The sequence below is a fragment of the bacterium genome, from assembly GCA_026129405.1.
Lineage (GTDB): Bacteria > Desulfobacterota > Binatia > DP-6 > DP-6 > JAHCID01.
The window spans coordinates 205,495-230,779 of the sequence record JAHCID010000005.1; the positions used below are offsets into that span (position 1 = coordinate 205,495).

At 71.1% G+C, this 25,285-nt stretch carries 22 protein-coding genes; 18 read left to right on the forward strand and 4 right to left on the reverse strand.

Annotated elements, in window-relative coordinates; translation table 11 throughout:
* Positions 1-351: 351 nt before the first annotated feature.
* Complete coding sequence (locus KIT14_18410; GenBank protein ID MCW5892491.1) at positions 352-576, reverse strand: helix-turn-helix transcriptional regulator; 225 nt, start codon at positions 574-576, stop codon at positions 352-354.
* 202 nt (positions 577-778) lie between these two features.
* Here KIT14_18410 and KIT14_18415 point away from each other — a divergent pair, with 202 nt between their 5' ends.
* The 18 genes from KIT14_18415 (at position 779) to KIT14_18500 (ending at position 21,168) form a co-directional block, all read left to right on the forward strand.
* On the forward strand, positions 779-1,240 hold the full coding sequence (locus KIT14_18415; protein MCW5892492.1) for a hypothetical protein: 462 nt from the start codon (positions 779-781) through the stop codon (positions 1,238-1,240).
* A gap of 175 nt (positions 1,241-1,415) precedes the next feature.
* Positions 1,416-2,426 carry a hypothetical protein gene (locus KIT14_18420; protein MCW5892493.1) on the forward strand — a complete coding sequence of 337 codons (1,011 nt, stop codon included), beginning with the start codon at positions 1,416-1,418 and terminating at the stop codon, positions 2,424-2,426.
* Positions 2,427-2,441: 15 nt separating this feature from the next.
* Complete coding sequence (locus KIT14_18425) at positions 2,442-5,114, forward strand: MMPL family transporter (protein ID MCW5892494.1); 2,673 nt, start codon at positions 2,442-2,444, stop codon at positions 5,112-5,114.
* Positions 5,115-5,321: 207 nt separating this feature from the next.
* Positions 5,322-6,197: an ABC transporter ATP-binding protein gene (locus KIT14_18430; protein ID MCW5892495.1), complete on the forward strand. Its 876-nt coding sequence runs from the start codon at positions 5,322-5,324 to the stop codon at positions 6,195-6,197.
* 18 nt (positions 6,198-6,215) lie between these two features.
* Positions 6,216-6,950 (forward strand): ABC transporter permease subunit, encoded by a 735-nt coding sequence (locus KIT14_18435; GenBank protein ID MCW5892496.1) that lies wholly within the window; start codon positions 6,216-6,218, stop codon positions 6,948-6,950.
* Positions 6,932-8,320: a GldG family protein gene (locus tag KIT14_18440; protein ID MCW5892497.1), complete on the forward strand. Its 1,389-nt coding sequence runs from the start codon at positions 6,932-6,934 to the stop codon at positions 8,318-8,320. Before KIT14_18435 ends, KIT14_18440 begins: the two co-directional genes overlap by 19 nt.
* Positions 8,321-8,322: 2 nt before the next feature.
* Positions 8,323-8,910, forward strand: coding sequence for a DUF4340 domain-containing protein (locus KIT14_18445; GenBank protein MCW5892498.1), 588 nt, complete (start codon positions 8,323-8,325; stop codon positions 8,908-8,910).
* Positions 8,911-8,956: 46 nt separating this feature from the next.
* The gene (locus tag KIT14_18450) at positions 8,957-10,240 is read left to right on the forward strand and encodes a DUF1329 domain-containing protein (protein ID MCW5892499.1); all 1,284 of its coding nucleotides are present in this window, start codon (positions 8,957-8,959) and stop codon (positions 10,238-10,240) included.
* Between the two features lie 23 nt (positions 10,241-10,263).
* Entirely contained in the window at positions 10,264-11,529 is a 1,266-nt protein-coding gene (locus KIT14_18455; GenBank protein ID MCW5892500.1) for a DUF1329 domain-containing protein, read from the forward strand.
* 90 nt (positions 11,530-11,619) lie between these two features.
* Positions 11,620-12,432 carry a dihydropteroate synthase gene (gene folP, locus KIT14_18460; protein ID MCW5892501.1) on the forward strand — a complete coding sequence of 271 codons (813 nt, stop codon included), beginning with the start codon at positions 11,620-11,622 and terminating at the stop codon, positions 12,430-12,432.
* A 67-nt stretch (positions 12,433-12,499) separates the two neighbouring features.
* Positions 12,500-13,627, forward strand: coding sequence for a CoA transferase (locus KIT14_18465; protein MCW5892502.1), 1,128 nt, complete (start codon positions 12,500-12,502; stop codon positions 13,625-13,627).
* Positions 13,628-13,642: 15 nt separating this feature from the next.
* The gene (locus KIT14_18470) at positions 13,643-15,031 is read left to right on the forward strand and encodes a hydroxymethylglutaryl-CoA synthase family protein (GenBank protein MCW5892503.1); all 1,389 of its coding nucleotides are present in this window, start codon (positions 13,643-13,645) and stop codon (positions 15,029-15,031) included.
* 25 nt (positions 15,032-15,056) lie between these two features.
* The gene (locus KIT14_18475) at positions 15,057-16,193 is read left to right on the forward strand and encodes an acyl-CoA dehydrogenase family protein (GenBank protein MCW5892504.1); all 1,137 of its coding nucleotides are present in this window, start codon (positions 15,057-15,059) and stop codon (positions 16,191-16,193) included.
* A gap of 14 nt (positions 16,194-16,207) precedes the next feature.
* Positions 16,208-16,654: a MaoC family dehydratase N-terminal domain-containing protein gene (locus KIT14_18480; GenBank protein ID MCW5892505.1), complete on the forward strand. Its 447-nt coding sequence runs from the start codon at positions 16,208-16,210 to the stop codon at positions 16,652-16,654.
* A 5-nt stretch (positions 16,655-16,659) separates the two neighbouring features.
* Positions 16,660-17,073, forward strand: a complete 414-nt coding sequence (locus KIT14_18485) for a hypothetical protein (protein ID MCW5892506.1) — start codon at positions 16,660-16,662, stop codon at positions 17,071-17,073.
* A gap of 16 nt (positions 17,074-17,089) precedes the next feature.
* On the forward strand, positions 17,090-17,827 hold the full coding sequence (locus KIT14_18490; protein MCW5892507.1) for an SDR family oxidoreductase: 738 nt from the start codon (positions 17,090-17,092) through the stop codon (positions 17,825-17,827).
* Between the two features lie 455 nt (positions 17,828-18,282).
* On the forward strand, positions 18,283-18,864 hold the full coding sequence (locus KIT14_18495; protein ID MCW5892508.1) for an acyl carrier protein: 582 nt from the start codon (positions 18,283-18,285) through the stop codon (positions 18,862-18,864).
* 75 nt (positions 18,865-18,939) lie between these two features.
* Complete coding sequence (locus tag KIT14_18500) at positions 18,940-21,168, forward strand: DUF3536 domain-containing protein (GenBank protein MCW5892509.1); 2,229 nt, start codon at positions 18,940-18,942, stop codon at positions 21,166-21,168.
* A gap of 1 nt (position 21,169) precedes the next feature.
* Here KIT14_18500 and KIT14_18505 read toward each other — a convergent pair whose 3' ends face one another.
* From KIT14_18505 to acs, 3 genes are read right to left on the reverse strand one after another with little or no spacing between them, the layout of a single operon-like run.
* Entirely contained in the window at positions 21,170-21,742 is a 573-nt protein-coding gene (locus tag KIT14_18505; protein MCW5892510.1) for a DUF4124 domain-containing protein, read from the reverse strand.
* Between the two features lie 39 nt (positions 21,743-21,781).
* Positions 21,782-23,215, reverse strand: a complete 1,434-nt coding sequence (gene cysS, locus KIT14_18510) for a cysteine--tRNA ligase (GenBank protein ID MCW5892511.1) — start codon at positions 23,213-23,215, stop codon at positions 21,782-21,784.
* Positions 23,216-23,222: 7 nt separating this feature from the next.
* Positions 23,223-25,184 (reverse strand): acetate--CoA ligase, encoded by a 1,962-nt coding sequence (gene acs / locus KIT14_18515; protein ID MCW5892512.1) that lies wholly within the window; start codon positions 25,182-25,184, stop codon positions 23,223-23,225.
* Positions 25,185-25,285 lie beyond the last annotated feature (101 nt).

The window sequence follows — 25,285 nt, forward strand, 5'->3', positions numbered from 1 at the left end:
GCGCTCGGCACGGCGACGGCGTCACGGACCTGTCGCGGCGGCACCCGGGTGGCGGTTCGGGGCATGCTGGCCCGGACGGGCGATCGGGCCGCGGCAGCCGTCGGTGCCCACGGGCGGGCGCCCGCCGCACGCGGTGCGCGCGTCCCGTCACGGACGCGAACGAGCGGGGTGGCGACGCGCCGCCAAGGCGACGTGCCGTCGCGTGGGCGCGGAACGGGGGCACGGCGGCCCCTTTGCGCACGCGACACGGGACGTGCGTCCGGCGTGGCGGCGTCACGCGGGGGGCGGCGTCGCGCGGGCGACGCCGCCCGGGGGGGTGGTGCCAACGCGGGACCGGAGGCCCCGCGCAGATCAGTCGTCGGCTAGGGCGGCGGTGCGGAACAGGTCGTCCGTGAGGCCGCGCTTGCGCGCGAGGTCCTGGATGGCCTTCCATGCGAGCTTGCTCGGCTCGGCGTGGGCGTTTTCCCACCGGTTCACGGTCGAGACGGTCACGGCGATCTCGTGGGCGAACTCCTCCTGCGTCATGCCGAGCTTCTGCCGGAGGCTGCGGATCAGGTTGCCTGCGTTCTCTTCCATTGTATTCCTCTCGCGTTCGCGTCACGCGCCGGGACCGACGCGTTTCCGGGGCGAGGTGAGCAACTGACGTGCCACGGGCGCACGCAGAGCGCGCGGGCTATTCCCCGCGCTCGGCTGTGCCAGCTGCGGCGAAAATGTGATTCGTCCGGCGAGGGTGCGTCACTGCTTCCGGGCCGCTGGGTGCCATGCTACGGACCCGGCCATGTCGCCGCTTCGCCATCGCGCGCTGCTCGTCGCGCTCGCTCTGCTGGCTGCCGCCGGCGTCGCCCGGGCGGCCGAGCCCGGCAGCCCCGAGGACGTCCTCACGCGCTATCTCACCGCCATCAAGGCGGAGAAGTTCGAGGACGCGTACCCGCTCGTGTCGAAGGCCATGCGCCAGGGCAAGGACAAAGAGGTGTACGTGAAGGAGTCGAGGGCGCTGATGGCGTTCGCCGACGTCAAGATCTTCTCGTTCCAAGTCGGCAAGGCCAAGGTCGACGGCGACAAGGCCCAGGTGCCGAACGTTCTCGAGTCGCAGGACCGCTTCGCGAACACGCTCGGCCTCACCGAGTACGAGCTCTACACGCTCGTGAAGGAGGACGGTGCGTGGAAGGTCGATCAGCAGCTGCTGCTCGAGCCCGCGCAGGTGAAGGAGTGGTTCCCGGATCTCGCGCCGAAGACGTAATCCGTCTGCGACGGCGCTGAGACCCCATTGACACTCTAACACAGGGTTTGTTAGGTCCGCCGCCGCGGGGGGCCTGGCCGCACGGCCCACCGGGGGAGGTTTCATGCGCCGCTGGCGGATCCCTGTCGGGATCATGTTGTGCGCCCTGACCTTGGGGTGTCACCGAGAAGTCGAGATGACGCCGCTCGCCGAGCGGACCATCTACGTCACCGATCGGTTTTTCGATGTACAGGCGCTCTCGAAGGATCGTGCCGTGGTCGTCGGCTACGCCGGTAAGGTCCTCGAGACGAAGGACGGCGGTCGCAACTGGACCATGCTGCCGAGCGGCACCGACCAGGCGCTCTACGGCGTGAAGTTCGTCGACGAGAACACCGGCTGGATGGTCGGCCAGGACGGCCTCGTCCTGCACACGCAGGACGGCGGCAAGAGCTGGCAGAAGCAGGAGTCGAACGCGACCTTCACGGAGCCTGACGGCACCGAGAAGCGCGCCTACCTGTTCAACGTCGACGCCGTCGACGCCAACACCGCGTGGGCCGTCGGCGACCGCTCGATCCTCGTGTCGACGACCGACGGCGGCAAGACCTGGCGGTCGCGCAAGGTGCCGATGGAGGCCGACCTCTCCGGCGGCCAGAGTCTCGCGGCCGCCGATCCGATCTTCTACGACGTCCGCTTCGTATCGCCGACCGAGGGCTGGATCGTGGGTGAGTTCGGCAAGGTGATGCACACCACCGACGGCGGCGAGACCTGGAAGGAGCAGACGCGGTCGCTTCTCGAGGGCACGGAGTTTTTCGATCTCCTCGACCTGCCGACGCTCTTCGGCGTCTACGCGCGCGACCCGCAAACGGCGGTCGCCGCCGGCCTCGAGGGCCACATCGCGCGCACGTCGAACGGCATCGACTGGTCCTACAGCCAGACCGACGGCGGCGACTTCAAGCTCGTCGATCCGCTCTACGACATCGTCCTCTTCCCCGACGGTGGCGGTTGGGCGGTGGGCGCCGCCGGCCAGGTGGTGAAGCATGATCCCGACTCCGACATCTGGCGCCGGGCCGAGATCGGCCAGGACGTGCTGACCTGGCTTCGCGCCGTCGACTTTTCCGATCCCCAGCACGGTTGGATGGTGGGCGGCTTCGGCCTCATCTTCCGGACCACGGACGGCGGCACGACGTGGCTGCCGTCGCAGGGATGATGGTGGAGGACCGTCATGAGCAGCGGTGAAACCAGCGAACAGGATAAAAAAGCGCTCTACTGGCTCGGAGAGCGTCTCATCGATTACCGGCACCCGGTCACCATCGTCGTCGCGCTGGTCACGGCGCTGTTCGGTTACTGGGCCTTCCAGCTGAAGCTCGAGACCAGCTTCGGCGATCTGCTCCCGCAGACGCACCCCTTCGTCCAGATCCACAACAAGTACGCGCCCACCTTCGGCGGCGCGAACAACATCCAGCTGATGGTCGAGGTGCCCGAGGGGGACATCTTCAACGTCCCGACCCTCGCACGCATCTACAAGATCACGGAAGCCGTGGACCAGGTCTACGGCGTGAACCACAACCAGATCGACTCGATCGGCCACCGCACCACGCGCTACCTGCGCGCCCAGTCGGGCGGGTTCCTACGCGCCGAGCCGATCATGATCGGCCTGCCGAAGACGCCCGAGGACGCGGCGAACATCAAGCGCATCGTCCACAACACGGAGAGCGTCTACGGCATCCTCGTCTCGCTCGACGACCAGGCTGCGCTGGTGCGCGCCAACTTCATCGAGGGGCGTCTCGATCACCGGCGCACGTTCACCGAGTTCAACGAGCGCGTCATCGCGCCGTTCGAGCGCGGCTGGTTCGGCGCGCTGATCAAGGGCAAGGATCCGCTCAAGCCCGATCAGCCGACGCCGGCGCTGGTCGAGGCCGTCTATCGCGGCACGACGGCCTTCGAGGCAGAGATCAAGCAGGGCGACGTCATCGTCGCCGTCGACGGCGTGCCGGTCGCCGACCGCGTCGAGCTCTCCCGCGAGATCGCGGCCAAGCCGCGCGGCGCGCAGGCCACGCTCGACGTCAAGCGCGGCGAGCAGACGGTGCAGGCGAAGATCACCGTGCCGGAGCCCGACCTCCGGATCTACGTCGCCGGTGAGCCGCGACTCTACGGCTGGGTGTACGCCTACGCGGGCGACGTGTTCTGGATCCTCACGTTCACGTACTGCCTCGAGTGGATCCTGCGCTGGATGTACTTCCACGACTGGCGTGGGGCGCTGCGTCCGACCCTGACGGGCATCATCGCCGCGTTCTGGGGCCTCGGCTTCGTGCACCTGATCGGGTTCGCGCTCGATCCGCTGATCCTCGTGATGCCGTTCCTCATCACGGCCAGAGCCGTGAGCCACGCGATCCAGATGCACGATCGCTATTACGAGGAGTACGAGAAGAACAACTGGCAGCAACGAAAAGCCATCGTGGCGTCGTTCGCCGAGCTCTTCGTGCCGATGTTCTCCGGCGTGGCCACGGACGCCTTCGGCGTGCTGGTCATCATGCTGGTGCCGATCGTGATGCTCCAGAAGCTCGCCATCGTGGCGTCGTTCTGGATCCTCGCGATCACGGTGTCCGAGCTGCTCCTGAACCCGATCGTCTACTACTACCTGCGGCCGCCCGATCCGGAGGTCGTCCTCCAGCGGGATCGCGGATGGTACAAGAACCTCGTCCGGCGGGTGACCGACTGGAACATCTCCGCGTCCGGGCGCGGGGTCATCCTCGGCTTCTGGACGATCCTCACGGTGGTGTCGCTCTACTTCGCGACCGGCATCACGATCGGGGACCCGACGTCGGCGTCGCCGCTCGTGTGGAAGGATTCCCCGTACAACGTCTCGCACGCACGCATCCAGGAGAAGTTCGGCGGCGTCGAGCCGCTCATCGTCGTCGCCGAGGGCCACGACCGCGACGCGATGAAGGATCCGTCGGTTCTCCACACCATGGAGAAGTTCCAGCGCTACCTCGAGCGCGACCCCGACGTCGGCTACAGCTTCTCGCTGACCGACATCCTGCGCACCGTGAACATGGTGTTCCACGAGCTCGAGCCGAAGTGGGGCGTCATTCCCAACACCGTGCGCGACGTCGGCCAGACCTTCTTCATCTTCTTCGCGAACTCGCCGCCCACGGAGACCGCGAAGTACGTGACGCCGGACTACCAGACGGCACACGTGACCTTCTTCTGCCGCAACCACAAGGGCGACAACATCGCCCGCATCATCCAGCGCGCGCAGGAGTTCATCGCCGCCAACCCGATGGACAAGGCCGATTTCAAGCTGGCCGGCGGCCTGATCGGCGTGCTCGCAGCCGCCAACCAGGAGCTCCTCCGCAACGACCTGCTGATGAACCTGCTCGGGTTCGGGTCGATGTACATCATCGTGCTGTTCACCTACCGCTCGTGGGCGGCGGGGTTCTATCTGCTGGCGCCGCTCATGGTGGCGAACATCGTCATCAACGCGACCATGGCGCTCGCCGGCATCAGCATCAACATCAACACGCTGCCGCTCGTGACCGTAGGTCTCGGATTCGGCATCGACTACGGCCTCTACATCCTCAGTCGTACGATCGAGGAGATCCAGGTGCGTGGCGATCTCACCGAGGCGATGCGCGAGGCGATGGTGACCACCGGCAAGGCGGTCAGCTTTACCGCGGTCTGTATGGTGTTTAGCACCGCGGCATGGGCCTTCTCGAACATCGCCTTCAACGCCATCATGGGCGTGATGCTGGCGGGTTGGATGCTCATCAGCTTCCTCGCCGGCGTCTCGCTCCTGCCCGTCATGGTGATCGCGCTGAAGCCGAAGTTCATCATGAAGGAGGCCAACACCAAGAACCCGAACGTCGTCGCTGCGCGCGCCGCGGCGGCGAGCTGAGGAGCCCGCACCATGGGTCTCTGGGAATCGATCGCCATCGTCACGGTGTTCAGCATCATCGTCATCGTCGCCGACGAGATGATGCACGCGCGGCGCCGCAAGCGCCGCGAGGAGCGTGGCGAGAAGTTCCCCGGCCACTGAGCACGCCCTGACGTCACCCTGATCGAGGTCGAGCACTGTACGAAGTACTACGGCGCCGTGTGCGCCGTGGACGACGTTTCGTTCTCGGTCGGGCGGGGCGAGGTGGCGGCGCTCCTCGGCCCGAACGGGTCGGGGAAGAGCACGCTCATGCGCTGCCTCATCGGGTACTTCTCGCCGACCTCCGGCCGCGTGCGCGTGGGCGGGGTCGAGGTCGGGGCGGGGCCGGTGTCGGAGCGCCGCCGGGTCGGGTACCTGCCCGAGCAGGTGATGCTGTACCCGGATCTGACGGTGCGGCGGTACCTCGCGTTCGTCGCCGAGGTGAAGGGGCTCGACGCGCGGGCGCGGCGGCGCGCGGTGGGCGAGGCGTTGGAGCGCTGCGGCCTCGTGGCGATGGCCGATCGCCTGACGGGCAAGCTCTCGAAGGGGTATCGCCAGCGTGTCGGCTTGGCCCAGGCCCTGCTCGGCGATCCCGACGTGCTGGTCCTCGACGAGCCCACGGTCGGGCTCGATCCCGTGCAGGCGGTCGAGATGCGCGGGCTCGTGCGCGCGCTCGCCGACCGCACGGTCCTGCTCTCGACCCACATCCTCTCCGAGGCGAGCGCGCTGTGCTCGAAGATCGTGATCCTGTCGAAGGGCCGCCTCGTGGCCGAGGATTCGGCCGACGGGCTGGCGCGGCGGCTCGAGGGCGTCGGCCGCGTACACGTGCGCGTCGAAGGTCCGGCGGACGCCGTGCGGGCGCTGCTCGCCGCCCTGCCGGGCGTGTCGGCGGTGAGCGTCGACGCGGGCGAGGGCGCCGGGACGCGCTTCGTGCTCAGCGCCCCGGAGCCGGAGGGCGTGCAGCGCGCGGTGGCGCCGGCGGTCGTGGCGGCGGGCTACACGCTGCTCGAGGTCCAGGTGGCGACGCCGACCCTCGAGGACCTGTTCGTGCGCGCGGTGCGGTGAGCGACCATGCGGGCGTTCATGGCGGTGCTCCGCAAGGAGCTGCGGACGTACTTCGGCTCGCCGCTGGTCTACCTCGTGGCGGCCGCGTTCCTCGCCTACACCGGCTACTACTTCCACTCGGACCTGATCTACTTCGTCACCTTCGGGTTCGGCGTCAGCATCATGGAGAACCTCTGGCAGCTCGTCTTCATGGACGTGCGCCTGGTCTTGATGCTCGCCATTCCGCTGCTGACCATGCGGCTCCTCGCCGAGGAGCGCCGGCTCGGCACGCTGGAGCTGCTGCTGACGTATCCGGTGCGCGACGGCGTCCTCGTCGCGGCGAAGCTCGGCGCGTGCATGACCGTCGTCGCGATGCTGCTCGCCTGCACGCTGGCGTACCCGTTCTGGCTCTACGGCATCCAGGCGTTTCCGATCGCGCCGCTGATCGCGGGGTACCTGGGTCTGCTCCTGCTCGCGTCGGCGTGTGCGTCGTACGGCCTGTTCGTGTCGGCCTGCACCGACAGCCAGGTGCTCGCTGCGTTCCTCACCGCCATGCCGCTGTTGCTCCTCTGGCTGCTCTCGTGGAACGAGGCCGCGAGCGCGAGCGGCTCGCTCGAGATCGTGCGGGCGGTGTCGATGTTCAACCACTTCCAACCCTTCACCGTCGGCGTCGTCGACGCGCGCGACGTCTTCTATTTCCTCTTCCTCACCGGCGCGTTCGTGTGGGGCACGCTGCGCGTGCTGGAGGCGCGGCAGTGGCGCGGCCGGCGCTGACGGCCGGCGGGCAGGCGCTGCGCGTCCTGCTCGCGCTGCCGGCGCTGGTGGGCATCCTGCTCTTCGCGCAGGCGTTGCTCGATCGGCGTGCCTGGCGGCTGGATCTCTCGCCGGAGCAGCGCTACACTCTCTCCGAGCACGCCAAGCGGGTGCTGGGCGACCTCCACGGCGACGTCCGCATCCTCGCGTTCCTGCGCAGCCAGGACGCGCGCAACCCGATGATCCGCGACCTCCTGCGCCAGGTGCGGGCGCACGCGCCCGGCGTCCGCATCGACGAGGTCGACGTCAACCGCAGCCCGGCGCTGGCGCGCGAGCACGGCGTCGACTCGTACGGCGCGCTCGTCGTCGAGTCCGGCGGCCGGCGCCGCGTGTTCTCGAATCCGCGCGAGGAGATCCTGATCGCGGCGATCCTCCAGGTCACGCGGCAGCAGCGGCGCACCGTCGGCTGGGTGACGGGGCACGGCGAGGGCGACCTCGTCAGTACCGATCGCACGACGGGCTACGCGCTCGCGCGGGCCTTCCTCGAGCAGCAGTACTACGAGGTCGTGCCGGTCTCGCTGCTCGCCGACGAAGTTCCGGTCGGCATCGACGTGCTCGCCGTCATCGGCCCGAAGAAGGACTTCCTGCCCGAGGAGCTGGCGGCGTTCGATCGCTTCCTCCAGCGTCCGGGCCACGCCCTCCTGCTCCTCGACCCCGGCCGCGCCCCCGCTCTCGCGAAGCTGATCGGCGAGCGCTACGGGCTCGCGCTGCCGGAGGACGTCGTCGTCGACCCGGGGGCGCGCCTGTACGGCGGCGAGTACGTCACCATGCAGGTGCAGGTCGACCGCCGCACGCACGCGATCGCGGCCGGGCTCGAAGCGCCGCCGTTGTTCTCGCTCTCGCGCTCGATCGGCCTGCCGCCGGACGGCACGCCGGGCGTGGTGGCGGCGCCGATCGTGACCACGGGGAAGGACAGCTGGGCCACCCCCGACACCCCGGCGGTGCGTGGAGGCGACATGCCGTTGCAGCCGGGGCGCGACCGGCGGGGGCCGCTCGTCGTCGGCGCGGAGACGACGTTTCTCGTCGCCCCGGATGCGAACGGCGACGCGCGCCAGGGGCGCCTCGTCGTCTACGGCAACGCGGAGTTCGCGAGCAACTTCTTCATCGAGTTCCTCGGCAACAAGGACCTGCTCGTGAACAGCGTGGCGTGGCTGGGCCGCGACCCGCAGGCGATCGCCAGCCGTCCCTCGCGGCAGGTGCCGGGGCTGAACCAGTTCTTCGTCTCGTCGGAGGCGGGCACCCGCATCTTCTGGCTGGTCGCGGTCGTGCAGCCGGCCGTGTTCGCGCTCGTCGGGATCGTCCTCGTGCTGCGCCGCCGGTTCGGAGCCTAGGCATGCACTGGCGGCAGGTCGTCGTCCTCTGGCTCGTGTGCCTGGCGCTCGGCGCCTGGTGGTGGCGCGGCGAGGCGCCGCCGGCGGCGGAGCCCGGCGACGGCCGTCCCCGATTCCTGCGCCTCGTACCCGACGAGCTGATCGGCCTGCGCGTGGCCCGCGGTGGACGAGCCCTCGTGGTCGCCCGAACGGGTACGCAGTGGACGGTCGTCGAGCCCAGCGGCGCGGCCGTCCCCGGCGACCTGGTGACCGCCTTCGTGCGGGCGCTGGCGGAAGCGGAGGAGATCGACCGCACGACGGCACCCGACGACCGACGCGCCTTCGGCCTCGACGAGCGGGCGACGGCGATCGAGCTGCGCCTCGCCGACGGCTCGACGGTCGCGCTCACGCTCGGTGGCCCCAACCCGACCGGGACCGCGATCTACGCCATGCGCGCGGGCGACGACGGCGTCGTGGTGCTCGGACGCCAGCTCCGCACCTACGAGGACCTCCTGTTCCAGGCGCTCCCCTCCGCCACCGTGCCGCCGGACGCCGCGGGTGAGCGCGTCGGAGCCCAAACCCCGTTGACCGGAGTTGCGGGGCAGGTGTAGGAGCGGAGCCACGTCGCGCGACCGATCCCAAGGAGGAGCGTGTCCCATGCTCACGACCACTCGCCGGTGGGCCATGACGGGCTCGCTCTTCAGCGCTCTCGTTTGCACCACGTTGCTGCTTGCCGAGGCCGCACGGGCGGACGTGTCACCGGGGACGAAGATCGGTCCGGACAACGTCGCGGCGGCGAAGGATCTGCTCTCCCCCGGCATGGAGTGGTGCGTCAAGCGCGGCTGGCCGATCACGGTGAGCGAGACCAAGCGCATCGAGTGGCCGCGCGCATATAAGGAAGCCACCGAGAAGTACGCCGCGCAGGTGAAGCTCACGCCCGATGGGCTCGACGTCAAGAACTACGTCGCCGGGCTGCCGTTCCCGAATCTCGAGACGAGCGATCCGCAGCTCGCCTACAAGATCATGTGGAACTACAGCTACAACTTCCTCACCACCGACGACGTCGATCTGCGCAACTTCGACGCCGACACGGGCTCGATCGCCGACCAGGGCCCGCTCACCGTCGAGCGTCACTTCCTCCTCGATCACTTCCGCCGGCTCTTCTGGACCGGGCGCCTCTACGTCGACCCGAAGCCGGAGAAGCCGAACCCGAACGGCTATCGCGCCCAGCAGGGTCTCTATCCGATCCTCGAGCCCTTCGACCTGAAGGGCGTCGGCGCGCTCGGCAACCGCTACGTCGACTCGTCGAAGCAGGACGACTCGTGGCTCTATCTGCCGTCGCTGCGTCGCGTGCGCCGTCTCTCGACGGCGCAGCGCTCGGACGCGCTCTTCGGCCAGGACACCGATGTCGACAGCTACTACGGCTACTCGGGCCACATCGCCTGGATGGATTGGAAGTACCTCGGCGAGAAGGAGATCCTCGGCTCGATGCACGGCCAGCACTTCCCGGTGAAGTGGCACGAGAAGGTCGACTGGGCGTTCGACGACGTGTGGGAGAAGCGCAAGGTCTACGTCGTCGAGGGCATCTCCAAGCTGCCGCAGTACGCGTACTCGAAGCGCGTCATCTTCATCGACAAGGAATCGTGGACGATCCCGTTCACCGACATCTACGATCGCTCGGGCGAGCTCTGGAAGATCTGGATCAACAACTTCAGCTTCCGGAAGTCCGTGCCCGGTAACAATGCCATCACCTACGACGACGAGATGGGCTTCATCCCGTCCATCGTGATGGTCGACATCCAGCTCGAGCACGCGACCAAGGCGTCGCTGCCGAGCCCGCGCTTCCCCGGTGAGCAGGGTTGGTACTTCAACCAGGGTGAGGCGTCGGGCATCACGGACGACTGGTTCACGGTCGCCGCGCTGGTCGCTGCCGGACACTGAGCCGGCTTCAGGGGGGAGAACTGATGCGTAGGATCTTCGCCGCCGCGGTGGCGGCAGTGACCGTCGGCGTCGTCGCCGGCCCGTACGCCGGGGCCGACGTGTCGCCGGGCGACAAGATCAACCGCGACAACGTCGCCAAGATCAGCGGCCTGGTCTCGCCGGGGGTCGAGTGGTGCGTGAAGCGCGGCATGCCCATGACCATCATCGAGACCAAGAAGGTCGAGTGGCCGCGCGCCTACAAGGAGGCCACCGAGAAGTACGCGTCGCAGGTGAAGCTCTCTGCCGACGGCCTGAACGTGCAGAACTACGTCGCGGGCCAGCCGTTCCCGGGCATCGAGCCGTCCGATCCGCAGTTCGCCTTCAAGGTGATGTGGAACTACGACTACGGCTTCGTGAACGGCCTCGACGACACCGACCTGCGCAACTTCGACGCCGACACCGGCACGGTGCCCGAGTACGGCCCGATGTCGGTCGAGCGCCACTTCCTGCTCGACCACTTCCGCCGGCTCTTCTGGAACGGCCGCCTCTACGTCGATCCGAAGCCGGAGAAGCCGAACCCGAACGGCTATCGCGCCCAGCAGGGCCTGTATCCGATCCTCGAGCCCTTCGACCTGAAGGGCGTCGGCGCGCTCGGCAACCGCTACATCGACTCGTCGAAGCAGGACGATTCGTGGCTGTACCTGCCGTCGCTGCGCCGCGTGCGCCGTCTCTCGACCGCACAGCGCTCGGACGCGCTCTTCGGCCAGGACACCGACGTCGACAGCTACTACGGCTACGCCGGCCACATCGCCTGGATGGACTGGAAGTACCTCGGCGACAAGGAGGTGCTGGCGATCGCCCACGCGCAGAACTACCCGGTCAAGTGGGACTCGACGGTCGACTGGGCGTTCGACGAGGTGTGGGAGAAGCGGAAGGTCTACGTCATCGAGGGCACGTCGAAGCTGCCGCAGTACGCCTACTCGAAGCGCGTGCTGTTCATCGACAAGGAGACCTGGGGCATCCCGTACTCGGACATCTACGACCGTTCGGGCGAGCTCTGGAAGGTGTGGATCAACGACATCAGCTTCCGCAAGACGGTCCCGGGCAACAACGCGATCGTCTATGAGGACGAGATGCCGTTCGCGCCCGCCATCCTCATGATGGACATGCAGCTCGAGCACGCGACCAAGGCGTCGCTGCCGAGCCCGCGCTTCCCGGGCGAGCAGGGCTGGTACTACCACCAGGGCGAGGCCGCCGGCATCACCGACGACTGGTTCACCGTCGCGGCGCTGGTCGCCGCCGGTCACTGAGCAGGTGACGTGCGGGGCCGCTGCCCCGCACGTCGCCCGCCGCGGGGCGCCTCTCGACCACGAGAGGCGCCCCGCGTAGTTTTCGGACCGGTGCCTCCGCTCCCGCGCCCGACCATCCTCGGCATCGTCAACGTCACCGACGACTCCTTCTCCGACGGCGGTTGCTACCGCACCCCCGCCGCCGCCGTCGCCCACGCCGAGGCCCTGCTCGCGGCGGGGGCCGACGTGATCGACCTCGGCCCCGCCTCGTCCGCTCCCGAGGCGACGCCGGTCACCGCCGACGAGGAAATCGCGCGCCTGCGTCCCGTCGTCGCGCGCCTCCACGCCGCCGGCGCCGCGCTCTCGATCGACACCTGGCAGCCCGCGACACAGCGCTGGGCGATCGGCGAGGGCGTGGCGCTGCTGAACGACATCCGCGGCTTCCCCGACCCGGCCGTCTGGCCCGACCTCGCCCGCGCCGACTGCCGTCTGATCGTGATGCACTCCCTCACCGGCGGCACGCGCGCCACCCGTGACGCCGGCGATGCCGCCACCGTCGTCGCGCGTATCGAGCACTTCTTCGACGACCGCATCCGTGCCCTCGAGTCCGCCGGCGTCACCCGCGACCGCCTGATCCTCGACCCCGGCATGGGCCTCTTCCTCGGCACCGGCCCCGACCCGAGCCTCGCGGTCCTGCGCGCCCTCCCGCGCCTCGCCCGGCGCTGGGACCTCCCGCTCCTGATCTCGGTCTCCCGCAAGGGCTTCCTCCGCGACCTCACGGCTCGTCCCCGCGACGCGCGCACGGTCGCGTCCGCCGCCGTGGAGCTGTGGGCCATCCAGCACGGCGCCGCCTGCATCCGCACCCACGAGCCGGCCGCCCTGCGCGACCTGCTCGCCGTCCTCGCCGCCCTCGACGACGCCTGAGGGCGAGCGCAGGCCCCCCGCAACGCTGGACTCCCCGGCCCGGGCACTGCTACCTCAACCCGGCCCCATGAGCGCACTCTCCCGCTTCAAGCTCCTCGATCTGTCCCGCCAGCTTCCCGGCCCGTTCGCATCCATGCTCCTCGCCGACCTCGGCATGGACGTGACGGTGGTCACGGCGCCGACGGATCCGATGGGCCTCGGCATCCCGCTCCTCGGGCGCAACAAACGCAGCGTGACGCTCAACCTGAAGGCGCCCGAGGGTCGCAAGGTCTTCCACGAGCTGGTGCGGGAGGCCGACGTGGTGCTCGAGGGCGGCCGGCCGGGCGGGGCGAAGAAGCTGGGCGTCGACTACGAGACGCTGCGCGCCGTCAACCCGCGCCTGGTCTACTGCTCGATCTCGGGCTACGGCCAGGACGGACCGTACCGCGACCGGGTCGGTCACGACGTCAACTACCTCGGCTTCGCCGGCGTGATCGGCGTCACCGGCGCGGGGCCCGACGACCTGCCTGCCATCCCCGGCGTGCAGATCGCGGACCTCGGCGGCGGCGCGATGGTGGCCGTCGCCGGCATCCTCGCGGCGCTGCTCTCGCGCGAGGCGAGCGGCACGGGGCAGTACGTCGACGTCGGCATGATGGACGGCGCGGTCGCCTGGCAGGTGATCAACGTCTTCAATCTGCTGGCGCAGGGCGCCGAGCCGCGGCGCGGCGAGACGATGCTCACCGGGCAGCATCCCTGCTACGCGATCTACGAGACGCTCGACGGCCGGCACGTCACCGTCGGTGCGCTCGAGCCGCACTTCTGGCGCAACCTCTGCGCCGAGCTCGGCATGCCGGAGTACGTCGAGACGCAGTTCGCCGGCGGCGAGAAGCGCGAGGAGATGTTCCGCCGCCTCCGCGCCAAATTCCGCGAGAAGACGATGGCGGAATGGGTCGCGCAGCTCGCCGACAAGGACATCTGCTTCGGCCCGGTCGCGACGCTCTCGGAGACGCTCGACGATCCGCAGGTGAAGCATCGCGAGATGGTCGTCGAGCTCGACGGCCGTCGCACGCTCGGCAACCCCGTGAAGCTGTCGGCGACGCCCCCGACGATGCGCACGCCGCCCGCGGCGCTCGGCGCGCATACCGACGAGGCGCTCGGCAGACTCGGCTACACCGCGGCGCAGATCGACGAGCTGCGCGGCCGCGGCGTGATCTGAAGGAGGCGTCGTCCGATGGCCGGTATCCTCGCCGCTGCTGCGCACGTTCCCCGCTACCGCCTGCCGCGCGAGACGATCGCGCGCGAGTGGGGCGGCCTGCCCATGCCCGGCGAGCGCGCCGTGGCCAATCACGACGAGGACAGCCTCACCATGGCGGTCGGCGCCGCCCTCGGGCTCGGTGCCGACGCGACCGGGGCGGCGGCGGTCTACTTCGCGACCACGAGCGCGCCGTACGCCGAGAAGCAGGGCGCGGCGACGATCGCAGCCGTGCTCGACCTGCCTGCGGCCGTGCGCACGCTCGACGTCGGTGCGTCGCTGCGGGCCGGGACGTCCGCGCTGATCGCCGCGCTCGATGCGGTGGCGGCGGGGGCGGAGCGGGTGGTCGTCGCCGCGGGGGACTGCCGCCTCGGCGAGCCGGAGTCGATGAACGAGCAGACCTTCGGCGACGCCGGCGCCGCGGTCCTCGTGGGCAACGAGCCCGGTCTCGCGGAGATCGTCGCCGTCCATCAGATCGCCGACGATCTCGTCGGCACCTGGCGTACCGACGAGCAGCGCTACGCGCACGCGTTTCCGAGCGCCTTCGAGGGCAAATACGGCTACGCCCGGCTCCTCGTCGACGCGGCGAAGGGCCTGCTCGCCAAGGCCAGGGTCGCGCCCGCCGATCTCGCCACGGTGATCCTGCCGCAGCCGAACCCGCGCGCGCCGCAGGGGGTGGCGAAGGGCCTCGGCCTCGATGCGAAGAAGCAGCTCCAGGACGGCTTCTTCATGACCGTCGGCGACAGCGGCGCGGCGCAGCCGCTGCTCATGCTCGTCGCCGCCCTCGAGCGCGCGAAGGCGGGAGACCTCGTGCTGATCCTCGGATACGGCGACGGCGCCGACGCGATCCTCCTTCGCGCCACCGGCGTGAGCACCCGGGCCGGCGCGGGCGTCTCGCAGCAGATCGAGGTGAAGCGCCCGCTGCCGTCGTACGGCCGCTACGCGAAGTTCCGCCGTCTCGTGCGACGCGAGGGCGGGGCGCCCGACGCGTCGTCGCCGGTGATCCTCTTCCGCGACCGCCGCGAGGTGCTGCCGCTGTGGGGCGGACGCTGCCCGCAGTGCGGCGTCGTGCAGTACCCGAAGCATCGCGTCTGCATCGAGTGCCAGAAGCCCGGCGCCCTGGAGGACGTGAAGCTCGCCCGCCGCGGCACCGTCTTCACCTTCACGCACGACCACATCTTCGAGAGCCCCGACCCGCCCACCACGCACGCCGTGATCGATCTCGAGGGCGGCGGACGGCTCTACTGCCAGCTCACCGACTGCGACCCCGAGGCGGTGCAGGTCGACATGCCCGTCGAGCTCACCTTCCGTCGGCTCCACGACGGCGGCGGTTTCACCAACTACTTCTGGAAGGCGCGTCCCGCCTGAGCGGCGCGCACGAGGGCTCCCCGTCATGGATTTCGGATTCAGCGAAGAGCAGGAGATGCTCCGGCAGTCGGCGCGCGACTTCCTCCAGAAGGAGGCGCCGATCGGCTACGCGCGCAAGATGATGGAGGACGAGCGCGGCTACACCGACGCCGTCTGGAAGAAGATGGCGGAGCTCGGCTGGACCGGGCTGGTCCTGCCCGAAGAGCACGGCGGCTCGGGTCTCACGTTCGTCGACCTCATCGTCGTGCTCGAGGAGATGGGCCGTGTCGTCCTGCCGGGGCCGTTTTTCTCGACCGTGGTCGTCGGCGGCGTGGCGCTCGTCGAGGGCGGCAGCGAGGCGCAGAAGGCCGAGTATCTGCCGCAGCTCGCCGCGGGCGGGCTGCAGGTGACGCTCGCACAGCTCGAGCCCTCGGGGCGCTGGGACCCAGACGGCATCGCGCTCGAGGCGAAGCCCGCGGGCGGCGGCGCCGTGCTCGCCGGCACGAAGCTCTTCGTGCCCGACGCGCACACCGCCGACCTGCTCGTGGTCGCGGGGCGCGCCCCCGGCTCGAAGGGGAGCGAAGGGATCACCCTCTACCTCGTCGACGCCAAGGCGAAGGGCGTCGCGATCACGCCGCTCAAGACGATGGACCAGACACGGCGCCTCGCCGAGGTGAAGCTCGACGGCGTGCAGGTCGGCGCCGACCGTGTGCTCGGCACGCCGGGGCAGGGCTGGGCGCTGCTCGACCGCATCGTCGACCGCGGCAAGGTCGGGCTCTGCGCCGAGATGTGCGGCGGCGCGCAGCGCGTCCTCGAGATGAGCGTCGAGTACGCCAAGGTGCGCGAGCAGTTCGGCAAGCCGATCGGCAGCTTCCAGGCGATCCAGCACAAGTGCGCCAACATGCTGGTCGAGGTCGAGAGCTCGAAGTCGGTGACCTACTACGCGGCCTGGGCGGTCGCGAACGACGTCGCCGAGGCGCCGCTGGCGGCGGCCATGGCCAAGGCCTACTGCTCCGACGCCTACCGCCACGTGTCCGGCGAGGGCATCCAGATCCACGGCGGCATCGGCTTCACGTGGGAGCACGACATGCACCTCTACTTCAAGCGGGCGAAGAGCTCCGAGGTGACGTTCGGCGACGCCACCTGGAACCGCGAGCTGGTCGCGCAGCACATCGACCTCTAGAGGAGACGCACCGGATGGCGCAGGTCGACCGCAGCCTGCTGGGCGTATGGGGCCCGGCGACCACGATGATCGTCGAGACCGGGAAGATCCGCGAGTTCGCGCGCGCGGTGAAGGACCCGAGCCCGCTCTACTCCGACGACCAGGGCGCGCTGGCGCCGCCGACGTTCCTCATGACCATCGCGCACTGGATCCGCGACCTCGGCGAGACGCGCGCCGCCGTGAAGCTGGACCTGAAACGCCTCCTGCACGGCGAGCAGGACTTCGAGTACCTGCGTCCCATCCGTGCCGGCGACGTACTGACCTTCCGCTCGCGTACCAGGGAGGTCTTCGAGAAGCAGGGCAAGCGCGGCGGCACCATGACCTTCGTCGTCGGCGAGACCGAGTTCCGCAACGCCCAGGGCGACGTCGTCGCCTACATGCGCAACACCGCCATCGAGACGGCGGGCGCGGTGAGGGAGTAGACGCGATGGCCGACCGCTTCGCCGAGGGCAGCGTCATCCCCGCCGTCGTCACCGGGCCGATCACGCGCACCGATCTCGTGCGCTACGCCGGCGCATCGGGCGACTTTAACCCGATCCATCACGACGACGCCTTCTCGCAGGCCGCCGGCAATCCCACCGTGTTCGGGCACGGCATGCTCACCGCCGGCCTCGTCGGCCGCTGCGTCACCGATTTCGTCGGCAGCGTCGCGTGCCTGCGCCGCTTCAAGGTGCGCTTCGCGACGCGCGTGTGGCCCGGCGACGTCATCACGTGCACCGGGCGCGTCACGCGCCGCTACGAGGCCGAGGGCGAGCGGCGCATCGACGGCGAGGTGGTCGCGCTCAACCAGAAGGGCGAGGCCACGGTGAGCGGCGCGTTCACGGCCGTCGTCCCCGGCTGAGGTCGTCACGAGCGCGATCGTCACCGGCGCGGGCCGCGGCATCGGGCGCGCGATCGCGCTCGGGCTGGCGACGGACGGGCTCGCGGTGGGTGTGCTCGACCGCGACGCCGACGGCGCCGCCGACACCGCCGCGGCGATCGCCGCGGCCGGCGGGCGCGCCCGTGCCTGCGCGGCCGACGTCACCGTACCCGAGACCGTGGCGGCGGCGCTGGCCGCGCTCGAGGCCGCTCTCGGGCCGCCGAGCGTGCTCGTCAACAACGCCGGCTGGGACGTGTTCGGCCGCTTCGTCGACAGCGATCCGCGGCTCTGGGACCGGCTCATCGACGTCAATCTGAAGGGCGTGCTGCACGTCGCACGGCTCATCCTTCCCGGCATGATCGCACGCGCCGGCGGTCGCGTCGTCAACGTGGCGTCCGACGCGGGCCGCGTCGGCAGCTCGGGCGAGGTCGTCTACTCGGCGTGCAAGGCCGGCGTGATCGGCTTCACGAAGGCGGCGGCGCGCGAGGTGGCGCGGCATCAGGTCACGGTGAACGCCGTCTGTCCGGGTCCGACCGAGACCCGGCTCCTCGCCGAGGTGATGGCGGGCGAGCAGGGCGCGAAGGTCCTGGCGGGCATGCGGCGGGCGATCCCGCTCGGCCGGCTCGGGCGTCCCGAAGACGTCGCCGGCGCGGTGCGCTGGCTCGTTTCGCCGGGCGCCGCCTACGTCACCGGCCAGGTGATCTCGGTCTCGGGCGGCCTCACCATGGCCGGCTGACGCTCGCCGCCGTGGCGTCATGGCCGTGACGCTGCGTCACAGGAGCGTGCAGTCCTGCCTCGGTCTTCGTGCGCCGCGTCGCGGCGCGACCTCTGCATGAGCCCCCGGGGGCACGACGCAAGTCCGCGTTCCCTTTGACGCCCATGCGCTGCCGGGGGAGCGGGCGGCGAGGCGTCGGCCGGCCGGCGCGATCGGCACGGCGTCTGCAACCGGTGGACCGGATCGCATGAACGCATCTCACCTTCGCTGGTCGCCGCGTGACCGGGTTCCCGGGGTGTCGGACCGGATGCGCTGGGACACGTGGTCGTGCGTGGCCCGGACGTCGTGGGTGCACACGTCCCCGAGCCGATCGGTGCCGCACCGGTCCATCCGGGCCGGTCGCGCGGTGACCGGCGAGTATCGCAGCGCCGGCACGGACCGGCGCCGGTGATCGCCGAGCGCAGGGGAGGAAGGTGATGCTCGACGGAGTGGCCCAGCGCGTACGCGCGCTGATCGCGGACCACCTCGGCGTCGGCGCCGAGGATATGGGCCCGCACGTGTCGCTGCGCGACGACCTCGCCGCCGACTCGCTCGACCTGCTCGAGGTCTCGGTCGCGCTCGAGGACGACCTCGGGATCGGCCTCCCGGAGCGGGTCCTCGCGGACGTGCGCACCGTCGGCGAGCTGATCGACGCCGTGGTCGCCGCCGCCCGCAACCGGCGGGTCGCGGTGGCGCGAAGCGAGAGCCCGGCGGAGCCGGTGCGCGTCGGCGCGCGCGTGATCCCCGCCGCGGGCAGCGGCCGGCCCACGCTCGATCGCACCGAGTGGCTCACGCCCTACGCGGTCGAGGCCATCGTCGACGACGCGCTCCACGCCGGGCGCGGCGCCCGCCTCGAGGTGGTGCTGGGCGCCAACGTTCCGGCTGCCGACGTCGCGCGCGTCGCCGAGCGCTTCCAGGCGCTCGGTGCACGCGGCATCGACGTCCAGGTCCGACGCGAGGGCCAGGGAGCCCATCGCCGCACGATCCTGCGCAGCACGCCCGACGCCGCGCGCGCCTGAGCCCGCCGGCCGCTCTCCACGCGGCCGCCGTTGCTTGCCCACGGCGGGCCGAGCCGGCAGTCTCGGTCGAGTCCGATGACGCTGCGCGCGATCTGCTTCCACGGCCATTTCTATCAGCCGCCCCGCGAGGATCCCTGGCTCGGCCTGGTGGAGCCGGAGCCCGAGGCGGCACCCGATCGCGACTGGAACGCGCGCATCACCCGCGAGTGCTACCGCCCCTTCGGTCAGGCTCGCATCCTCGACGCCGCCGATCGTCTCGCCGAGGTGACGAACCTCTACGGCGCCATCAGCTGGAACGTCGGGCCGACGCTGGCGTCCTGGCTCGCGACGCACGCCCCCGACGTGCTGGCGGCGATGCGTGCGGCCGACGCCGAGGGCGTCGTACGCACGGGGCACGGCCACGGCTGGGCGCAGCCGTGGGGCCATCCGATCCTGCCGCTGTCGACGGCACGCGACGTCGCGACCCAGGTGCGCTGGGGGCTCGCCGACTTCGCGCATCGCTTCGGCCGCCCCGCCCACGCCATGTGGCTGCCCGAGATGGCGGTCGACGTTCCGAGCCTCGTCGGGCTCGCCGACGCGGGCATCGAGGTGACCATGCTGTCGCCGCACCAGGCCCGGCGCGTGCGCCCGCTCGGCGCCGGCGACGACGCCTGGCGGCCGGTGACGGCGGCGACGCTGGACGCGGGGCGCGTCTACCGCTGTCGGCTGCCGGGCGAGCGCGCGATCGACGTCGTCTTCCGCGACGCCGTCGCCTCGGCGGAGGTCGCCTTCGGCGACGACCTCCGCAACGGCGCGCTGCTGGCGCGGCGGCTGCGGGAGCGGCTGGCGTCGGCGCGCGGCGACACGCTGGTCACCGTCGCGGTCGACGGCGAGACCTACGGCCACCACCATCGCTTCGGCGAGATGGCGCTCGCGTTCGCGCTGCGCGCGCTGCGCGAGGATCCGTCGATCACGCTGCTCGGGCCCCAGGCCTTTCGCGAGAAGGCGCCGGCGCAGTGGGAGGTCGACCTCGTCCCGGAGACGTCGTGGAGCTGCCCGCACGGCATCGAGCGCTGGCGTTCGGACTGCGGCTGCCGCACGGGCGCGGCGCGCGGCTGGACGCAGGCCTGGCGGGCGCCGCTGCGTCTGGCGATCGATTGGCTGCGCGACGAGCTCGCGGTGCTCTTCGCCGCGCGCGGCGGCGAGCTGCTGCGCGATCCGTGGGGTGCCCGCGACCGCTACGTCGAGTGCCTGCTGGCGCCGGCGCGCCGCGAGAGCTTCCTCGCCGCGGAGGCGGGAAGCCGTCTGTCGCCTGCGAACGCCGTCCAGGCACGGCGCGCGCTCGAGCTCGCGCGCCACGCGCTCGCCATGCAGACCAGCTGCGGCTGGTTCTTCGACGACCTCGCGGGGCGCGAGGCGTTGCTGGTGCTGCGGCACGCCGCCCGCGCGCTCGAGCTCGCGGAGACGCTCGGGCGGCGCCTCGAGGGCGGCTTCGTCGAACGGCTCGCGGGGGCGCGCAGCAACGTCGTCGGCGGCGCCACCGGGGCCGAGGTCTGGCGGCAGCGGGTGCGGCCCGCACGGCCGGTCGCCGTGCGGGTGGCGGGCACGAGCGCGCTGCTGGCGGTGCTGGGGCATACGGTGCGGGTCCCGGGCTACGACGTGACCTTCTCGTCGACACCGGCCGCGGGCCGGCTCGACGCCGAAGCCCGGGTGACGGAAACCACGACCGGCGCCGTCACCCGCGTCGAGGTGGACGCCGACGCCGCGACCGCCGTCTGCCGGCTCGGCGACGAGCGGGTGGACCTGCGGGAGGCCTTCGGCGCGCAGCGCGAGCGGGTGCTCGAGGCGGTCGGGCGCAGCGCCGTCGCGCGCGTGCGTGACGGCCGGCGCGCGTCGCTCGAGGAGGCGGGTCCGCTGCTCCAGCCGCTGCTGGCCGGTGGCGAGCGCCTGTCGGTCGAGCTCGGGCTCCTTCTCGGCTACGAGGAGGCCGACGCGATCGCGATGGCGCTGGCGGCCGGCACGGCCGATCTCGACGCGTTGATCGCGCGCGCGACGACGTTGCGGGCGCGCGGCGTGGCGATGCCCGCGGACTGGCTCGCGCCGCGCATCGCGCAGGCGATCGAGGACCGCGTCGCGGCGCTGCCGGCGGGCGCCCCCGCGGCGTTGCGGCTGCTCGATCTCGCCGCGGCGATCGGCGCCACGCCCGACCTCGGGCCGGCCCAGGTGCGCACGCTCGCGTGGTGGGACGGCGCCGCGCCGGCCGATCGCCTGACCGGTCCGGTGACGGCGCTGCTCGACCGGCTGCGCGTCGCGCCGCGCGCCTGATCTATTCGACCGGCTGGGCGGGCTCGCTGGCCACCGCAGCGGCGTCGTCGACGAGGAGCTCGGCTTCGGCGGGATTCGCCGGCGTCCCGATACCCGACAGCTCGCGCTGGATCGCGCCCTGCTCCTTCACGAGCTGATCGCGCTCGCCCACCAGGGTCTGCTCCTCGGGCGACAGGTAGCCGGCCGCGTTGGTGCCGAGGCCGCCGGTCTCGGGCGTGCCGCCGGCGAAGCGGGTGCGGACGCGGGCAAGCTCGGCGAGCTGGGAGTCGATGGCCGTGATGCGCTGGCTCATGGTGCGCAGCTCCCTGCCGAGGCGGTCGCGCTTCAGGTCGTCGGCGGCCGAGAGATCGCTTGCGGGCGTGGGGCCGTCGGATTGCGCGAAGCCGCCGTCGTCGGCCGTGCTGGAGAAGGTGTCCGGCGCATGGGCGATGCCGGTCTGCTCGGCGCCGCTGGCGGGCGCGTTGCCGAAGTGCTGGACGCCGCCGCGGTCCTTCCAGCTGTAGACGTCGTCGGCCAGCGCCCGCCCGCCCAGCGTAGCCGCCGCCAGCGCCATCACGAGTCCGATCCGCCGCATCACCATCCTCCGGGCGGGCCGTTCCGACCTTGTGCGGAGCTAGCCAGCCTTCCACGTCGTGCCGGTCGGTCCGTCCTCCAGCACGATCCCCTGCTCGCGCAGCTGCCCGCGGATGGCATCCGCTTCGCGGAAGTCCTTGCGCCCGCGGGCCGCGTTCCGTGCCGCGATCATGGCCTCGATCTCCGCCTCGCTCAAGCCGGACTTCTGCCGCCCGCGGGCACGGAGATCGGCGAGGACGCCGGTCGGATCGCCGCCCAGCACGCCGAGGCTCGGCAGCACGCGCGCCAGCTCGGCGCGGGCGGCGGCGGCGTCCCCCCGGTTGCCGGCGTCGAGGGCACGGTTCAGGTCGCGGATACGGTCGAAGACGAGACCCAGGGCCTTGGCGGCGTTCAGGTCGTCGTCCATGGCGGCGGCGAACTCGCGCTCGAAGGCCGACGCCGGCGCGGCGAGCGAGCCGTCGAGCGGGGCGGCGGGTGTGACCTGTCCTTTGACCTCGTCGGCGCGGGCGAGCGTCTCGGCGAGACGCTCGAGCTGGTGGAGTCCGTCGTCGAGGCGCCCGGAGGCGAAGTCGAGCGGCGCGCGGTAGTGCGTGCCGAGGAAGAGGAGGCGCATGGCGTCGGCGGGGACGCGCTTGGCGACCTCGGCGATCGGCAGGATGTTGCCGAGCGACTTCGACATCTTCTCGGCGCCCGAGGTGATCATGCCGTTGTGCACCCAGAGCTGTGCGAAGCACGCGCCGCTGTCGCCCTCGGACTGCGCGATCTCGTTCTCGTGGTGCGGGAAGATGAGGTCGGCGCCGCCGCCATGCACGTCGATGGACGCGCCGAGATACGCCGCCGCCATCGCCGAGCACTCGATGTGCCACCCCGGCCGGCCGGGACCCCAGGGGCTCTCCCACTGCGGCTCGCCGGGCTTGGCGCCCTTCCACAGCGCGAAGTCGTGCGCGTCTTCCTTGCCGGCGTCGATCTCCTCGCCGGACGCCATGTCCTCGAGCCGCTGGTGCGAGAGCTTGCCGTAGCCGGCGAAGCGGCGGACGCGGAAGTACACGCTGCCGCCGGCGACGGGGTAGGCGAGGCCCTTGGCGACGAGCCGCGCGATCATGGCGAGCATGTCGGGCACGTGCGCGGTGGCGCGCGGCTCGTGATCGGGCGGCAGGCAGCCGAGCCAGCGCACGTCCTCCTGGAAGGACGCGATCTCGCGCTCGGTGAGGGCCTGCGGCGTGATCCCCTCCTCGGCGGCGCGGCGGATGATCTTGTCGTCGATGTCGGTGAAGTTGCGCACGAAGGTGACGCGGGTGCCGCGCGCGCGCAGCCAGCGGCAGAGGACGTCGGCGGTGATGAGCGCGCGCGCATGGCCGACGTGGGAGCGCGAGTAGACGGTGACGCCGCACCAGTAGAGCCGCGCGTGACCCGGCTCGCGCAGGACCAGCGGCTCCTTGCGGCCGGAGAGGGTGTTCGTGAGGACCAGGGACACGGGCCGGCTACTCGTCTTCCTCGCGCAGCTTGGCGAGGACGGAGTAGTCCTCCAGCGTGGTGGTGTCCCCGACCGTCTCCTTGCCGGCGGCGATGTCGCGTAGCAGCCGGCGCATGATCTTGCCGCTGCGCGTCTTCGGCAGCGCGTCGGTGAAGCGCAGGTCGTCCGGGCGCGCGAAAGCGCCGATCTCCTTGGCGACGTGCTCCTTCAGCGCCTTCTCGAGCGCCTTGTCGGCCTTGTGGCCGCCCTCGAGCGTGACGAACACCGCGATCGCCTGGCCCTTCAGCTCGTCGGGCCGGCCGACGGCCGCGGCCTCGGCGACGGCGGGGTGGCTCACGAGCGCGCTCTCGATCTCCATCGTGCCGAGCCGGTGCCCGGAGACGTTGACGACGTCGTCGATGCGGCCCATCACCCAGAAGTAGCCGTCGGCGTCGCGGCGGGCGCCGTCGCCGGTGAAGTAGACGCCCGGCTGCTGGCTCCAGTACTGCTGCACGTAGCGATCGGGGTCTCCCCACACCGTGCGCAGCATGCCGGGCCACGGGCGGGTGACGACCAGGTAGCCGCCCTGGTTCGCGGGCAGGCGCTGGCCGTCGCGGCTGCGGATCTCGCACACGATGCCCGGCAGCGGCAGCGTCGCGGAGCCGGGCTTGGTCGGCGTCGCGCCGGGCATGGGCGCGATCATCATGCCGCCCGTCTCCGTCTGCCACCACGTGTCGACGATCGGGCAGCGCTCCTTGCCGATGACGCGGTGGTACCACATCCACGCCTCGGGATTGATCGGCTCACCGACCGAGCCGAGAAGGCGCAGCGACGCGAGCGAGTGCTTGCGCGGCCACTCCTCGCCCCACTTGATGAAGGCGCGGATCGCGGTGGGCGCGGTGTAGAAGATGGTGACGCCGAGCTCGTCGATGACGCGCCAGCAGCGGTCGGGCTCGGGGAAGTTCGGCGCGCCCTCGTACATCACCGTGGTCGCGCCGTTGGCGAGGATACCGTAGACGACGTAGCTGTGCCCCGTCACCCAGCCGATGTCGGCGGTGCACCAGTAGGTGTCCTCCTCCTTCAGGTCGAACACCCACTGCGACGAGCAGGCGGCGTGGAGGAGGTAGCCGGCGGTCGTGTGCACGACGCCCTTCGGCTTCCCGGTGGTGCCGCTGGTGTAGAGGATGAAGAGCGGGTGCTCGCTGTCGAGCGGCACCGGCGGGCAGTCGGCCGAGGCGCCGTCCATGAGCTCGTGCCACCAGTGGTCGCGTCCCGGGTGCATCGGTACGGCGTCGCCGGTGCGGCGCACGACGACGACGTCCTGCACGGTCGGCACCTCGGCGAGCGCGGCGTCGACGTTGCCCTTCAGCGGTACGACGCTGCCGCGGCGCCAGCCGCCGTCGGCCGTGACCAGTACCTTGGCCGCGGCGTCGTTCAGGCGGTCGCGCAGCGCCTCGGCGGAGAAGCCGCCGAAGATCACCGTGTGGGTGGCGCCGATGCGCGCGCAGGCGAGCATCGCGACCGCCGCCTCGGGGATCATCGGCAGGTAGATGCCGACGCGGTCGCCGGCGACCACGCCGAGGCTGCGGAGCACGTTCGCGAAGCGGCAGACCTCGCGGTGCAGCATGGCGTAGGTGAGGACGCGGCGATCGCCTGGCTCGCCCTCGAAGATGATCGCGGCCTTGTTGCGGCGCGGGCCCCTCAGATGCCGGTCGAGGCAGTTCTCGGCCAGGTTGATCTGGCCGCCGACGAACCACTTCGCGAACGGCGGCGTCCAGTCGAGGACGCGCTCCCACGGCTTCGACCAGCTGAGGCGCGCCGCCTGCTCGCCCCAGAAGCCGGTCGGATCCTCGACCGACTGCCGGTACAGCTCGTCGTAGTGGTCGCGGGTCGGGACGTACGCCTCGCTCGCGAAGGGCTCCGGCGGTGGGAAGACCCGATCCTCGCGGAGGACGGAGTCGATGGTGGCGTGGGTCGTCGGATCGCTCATACAGCCCCCTCCGGAACGTCGCGTAAAGTAGTGGCGGGCCCCGTGGGGTGCAAGCTGGAAGTGGCGGCGAAATGCGAATGGCGCCGGGGGCTTGGCGCCGC

Bases quoted from the DNA above. Each gene is read 5' to 3' on its own strand.
- KIT14_18410 (MCW5892491.1), bottom strand. From the start codon at position 576: ATGGAAGAGAACGCAGGCAACCTGATCCGCAGCCTCCGGCAGAAGCTC.
- KIT14_18455 (MCW5892500.1), top strand. From the start codon at position 10,264: ATGCGTAGGATCTTCGCCGCCGCGGTGGCGGCAGTGACCGTCGGCGTC.
- KIT14_18465 (MCW5892502.1), top strand. From the start codon at position 12,500: ATGAGCGCACTCTCCCGCTTCAAGCTCCTCGATCTGTCCCGCCAGCTT.
- KIT14_18500 (MCW5892509.1), top strand. From the start codon at position 18,940: ATGACGCTGCGCGCGATCTGCTTCCACGGCCATTTCTATCAGCCGCCC.
- acs (MCW5892512.1), bottom strand. From the start codon at position 25,184: ATGAGCGATCCGACGACCCACGCCACCATCGACTCCGTCCTCCGCGAG.
- KIT14_18420 (MCW5892493.1), top strand. From the start codon at position 1,416: ATGACGCCGCTCGCCGAGCGGACCATCTACGTCACCGATCGGTTTTTC.
- KIT14_18435 (MCW5892496.1), top strand. From the start codon at position 6,216: ATGGCGGTGCTCCGCAAGGAGCTGCGGACGTACTTCGGCTCGCCGCTG.
- KIT14_18415 (MCW5892492.1), top strand. From the start codon at position 779: ATGTCGCCGCTTCGCCATCGCGCGCTGCTCGTCGCGCTCGCTCTGCTG.
- KIT14_18475 (MCW5892504.1), top strand. From the start codon at position 15,057: ATGGATTTCGGATTCAGCGAAGAGCAGGAGATGCTCCGGCAGTCGGCG.
- KIT14_18470 (MCW5892503.1), top strand. From the start codon at position 13,643: ATGGCCGGTATCCTCGCCGCTGCTGCGCACGTTCCCCGCTACCGCCTG.
- KIT14_18505 (MCW5892510.1), bottom strand. From the start codon at position 21,742: ATGCGGCGGATCGGACTCGTGATGGCGCTGGCGGCGGCTACGCTGGGC.
- KIT14_18495 (MCW5892508.1), top strand. From the start codon at position 18,283: ATGCTCGACGGAGTGGCCCAGCGCGTACGCGCGCTGATCGCGGACCAC.
- KIT14_18480 (MCW5892505.1), top strand. From the start codon at position 16,208: ATGGCGCAGGTCGACCGCAGCCTGCTGGGCGTATGGGGCCCGGCGACC.
- KIT14_18425 (MCW5892494.1), top strand. From the start codon at position 2,442: ATGAGCAGCGGTGAAACCAGCGAACAGGATAAAAAAGCGCTCTACTGG.
- KIT14_18450 (MCW5892499.1), top strand. From the start codon at position 8,957: ATGCTCACGACCACTCGCCGGTGGGCCATGACGGGCTCGCTCTTCAGC.
- KIT14_18485 (MCW5892506.1), top strand. From the start codon at position 16,660: ATGGCCGACCGCTTCGCCGAGGGCAGCGTCATCCCCGCCGTCGTCACC.
- KIT14_18445 (MCW5892498.1), top strand. From the start codon at position 8,323: ATGCACTGGCGGCAGGTCGTCGTCCTCTGGCTCGTGTGCCTGGCGCTC.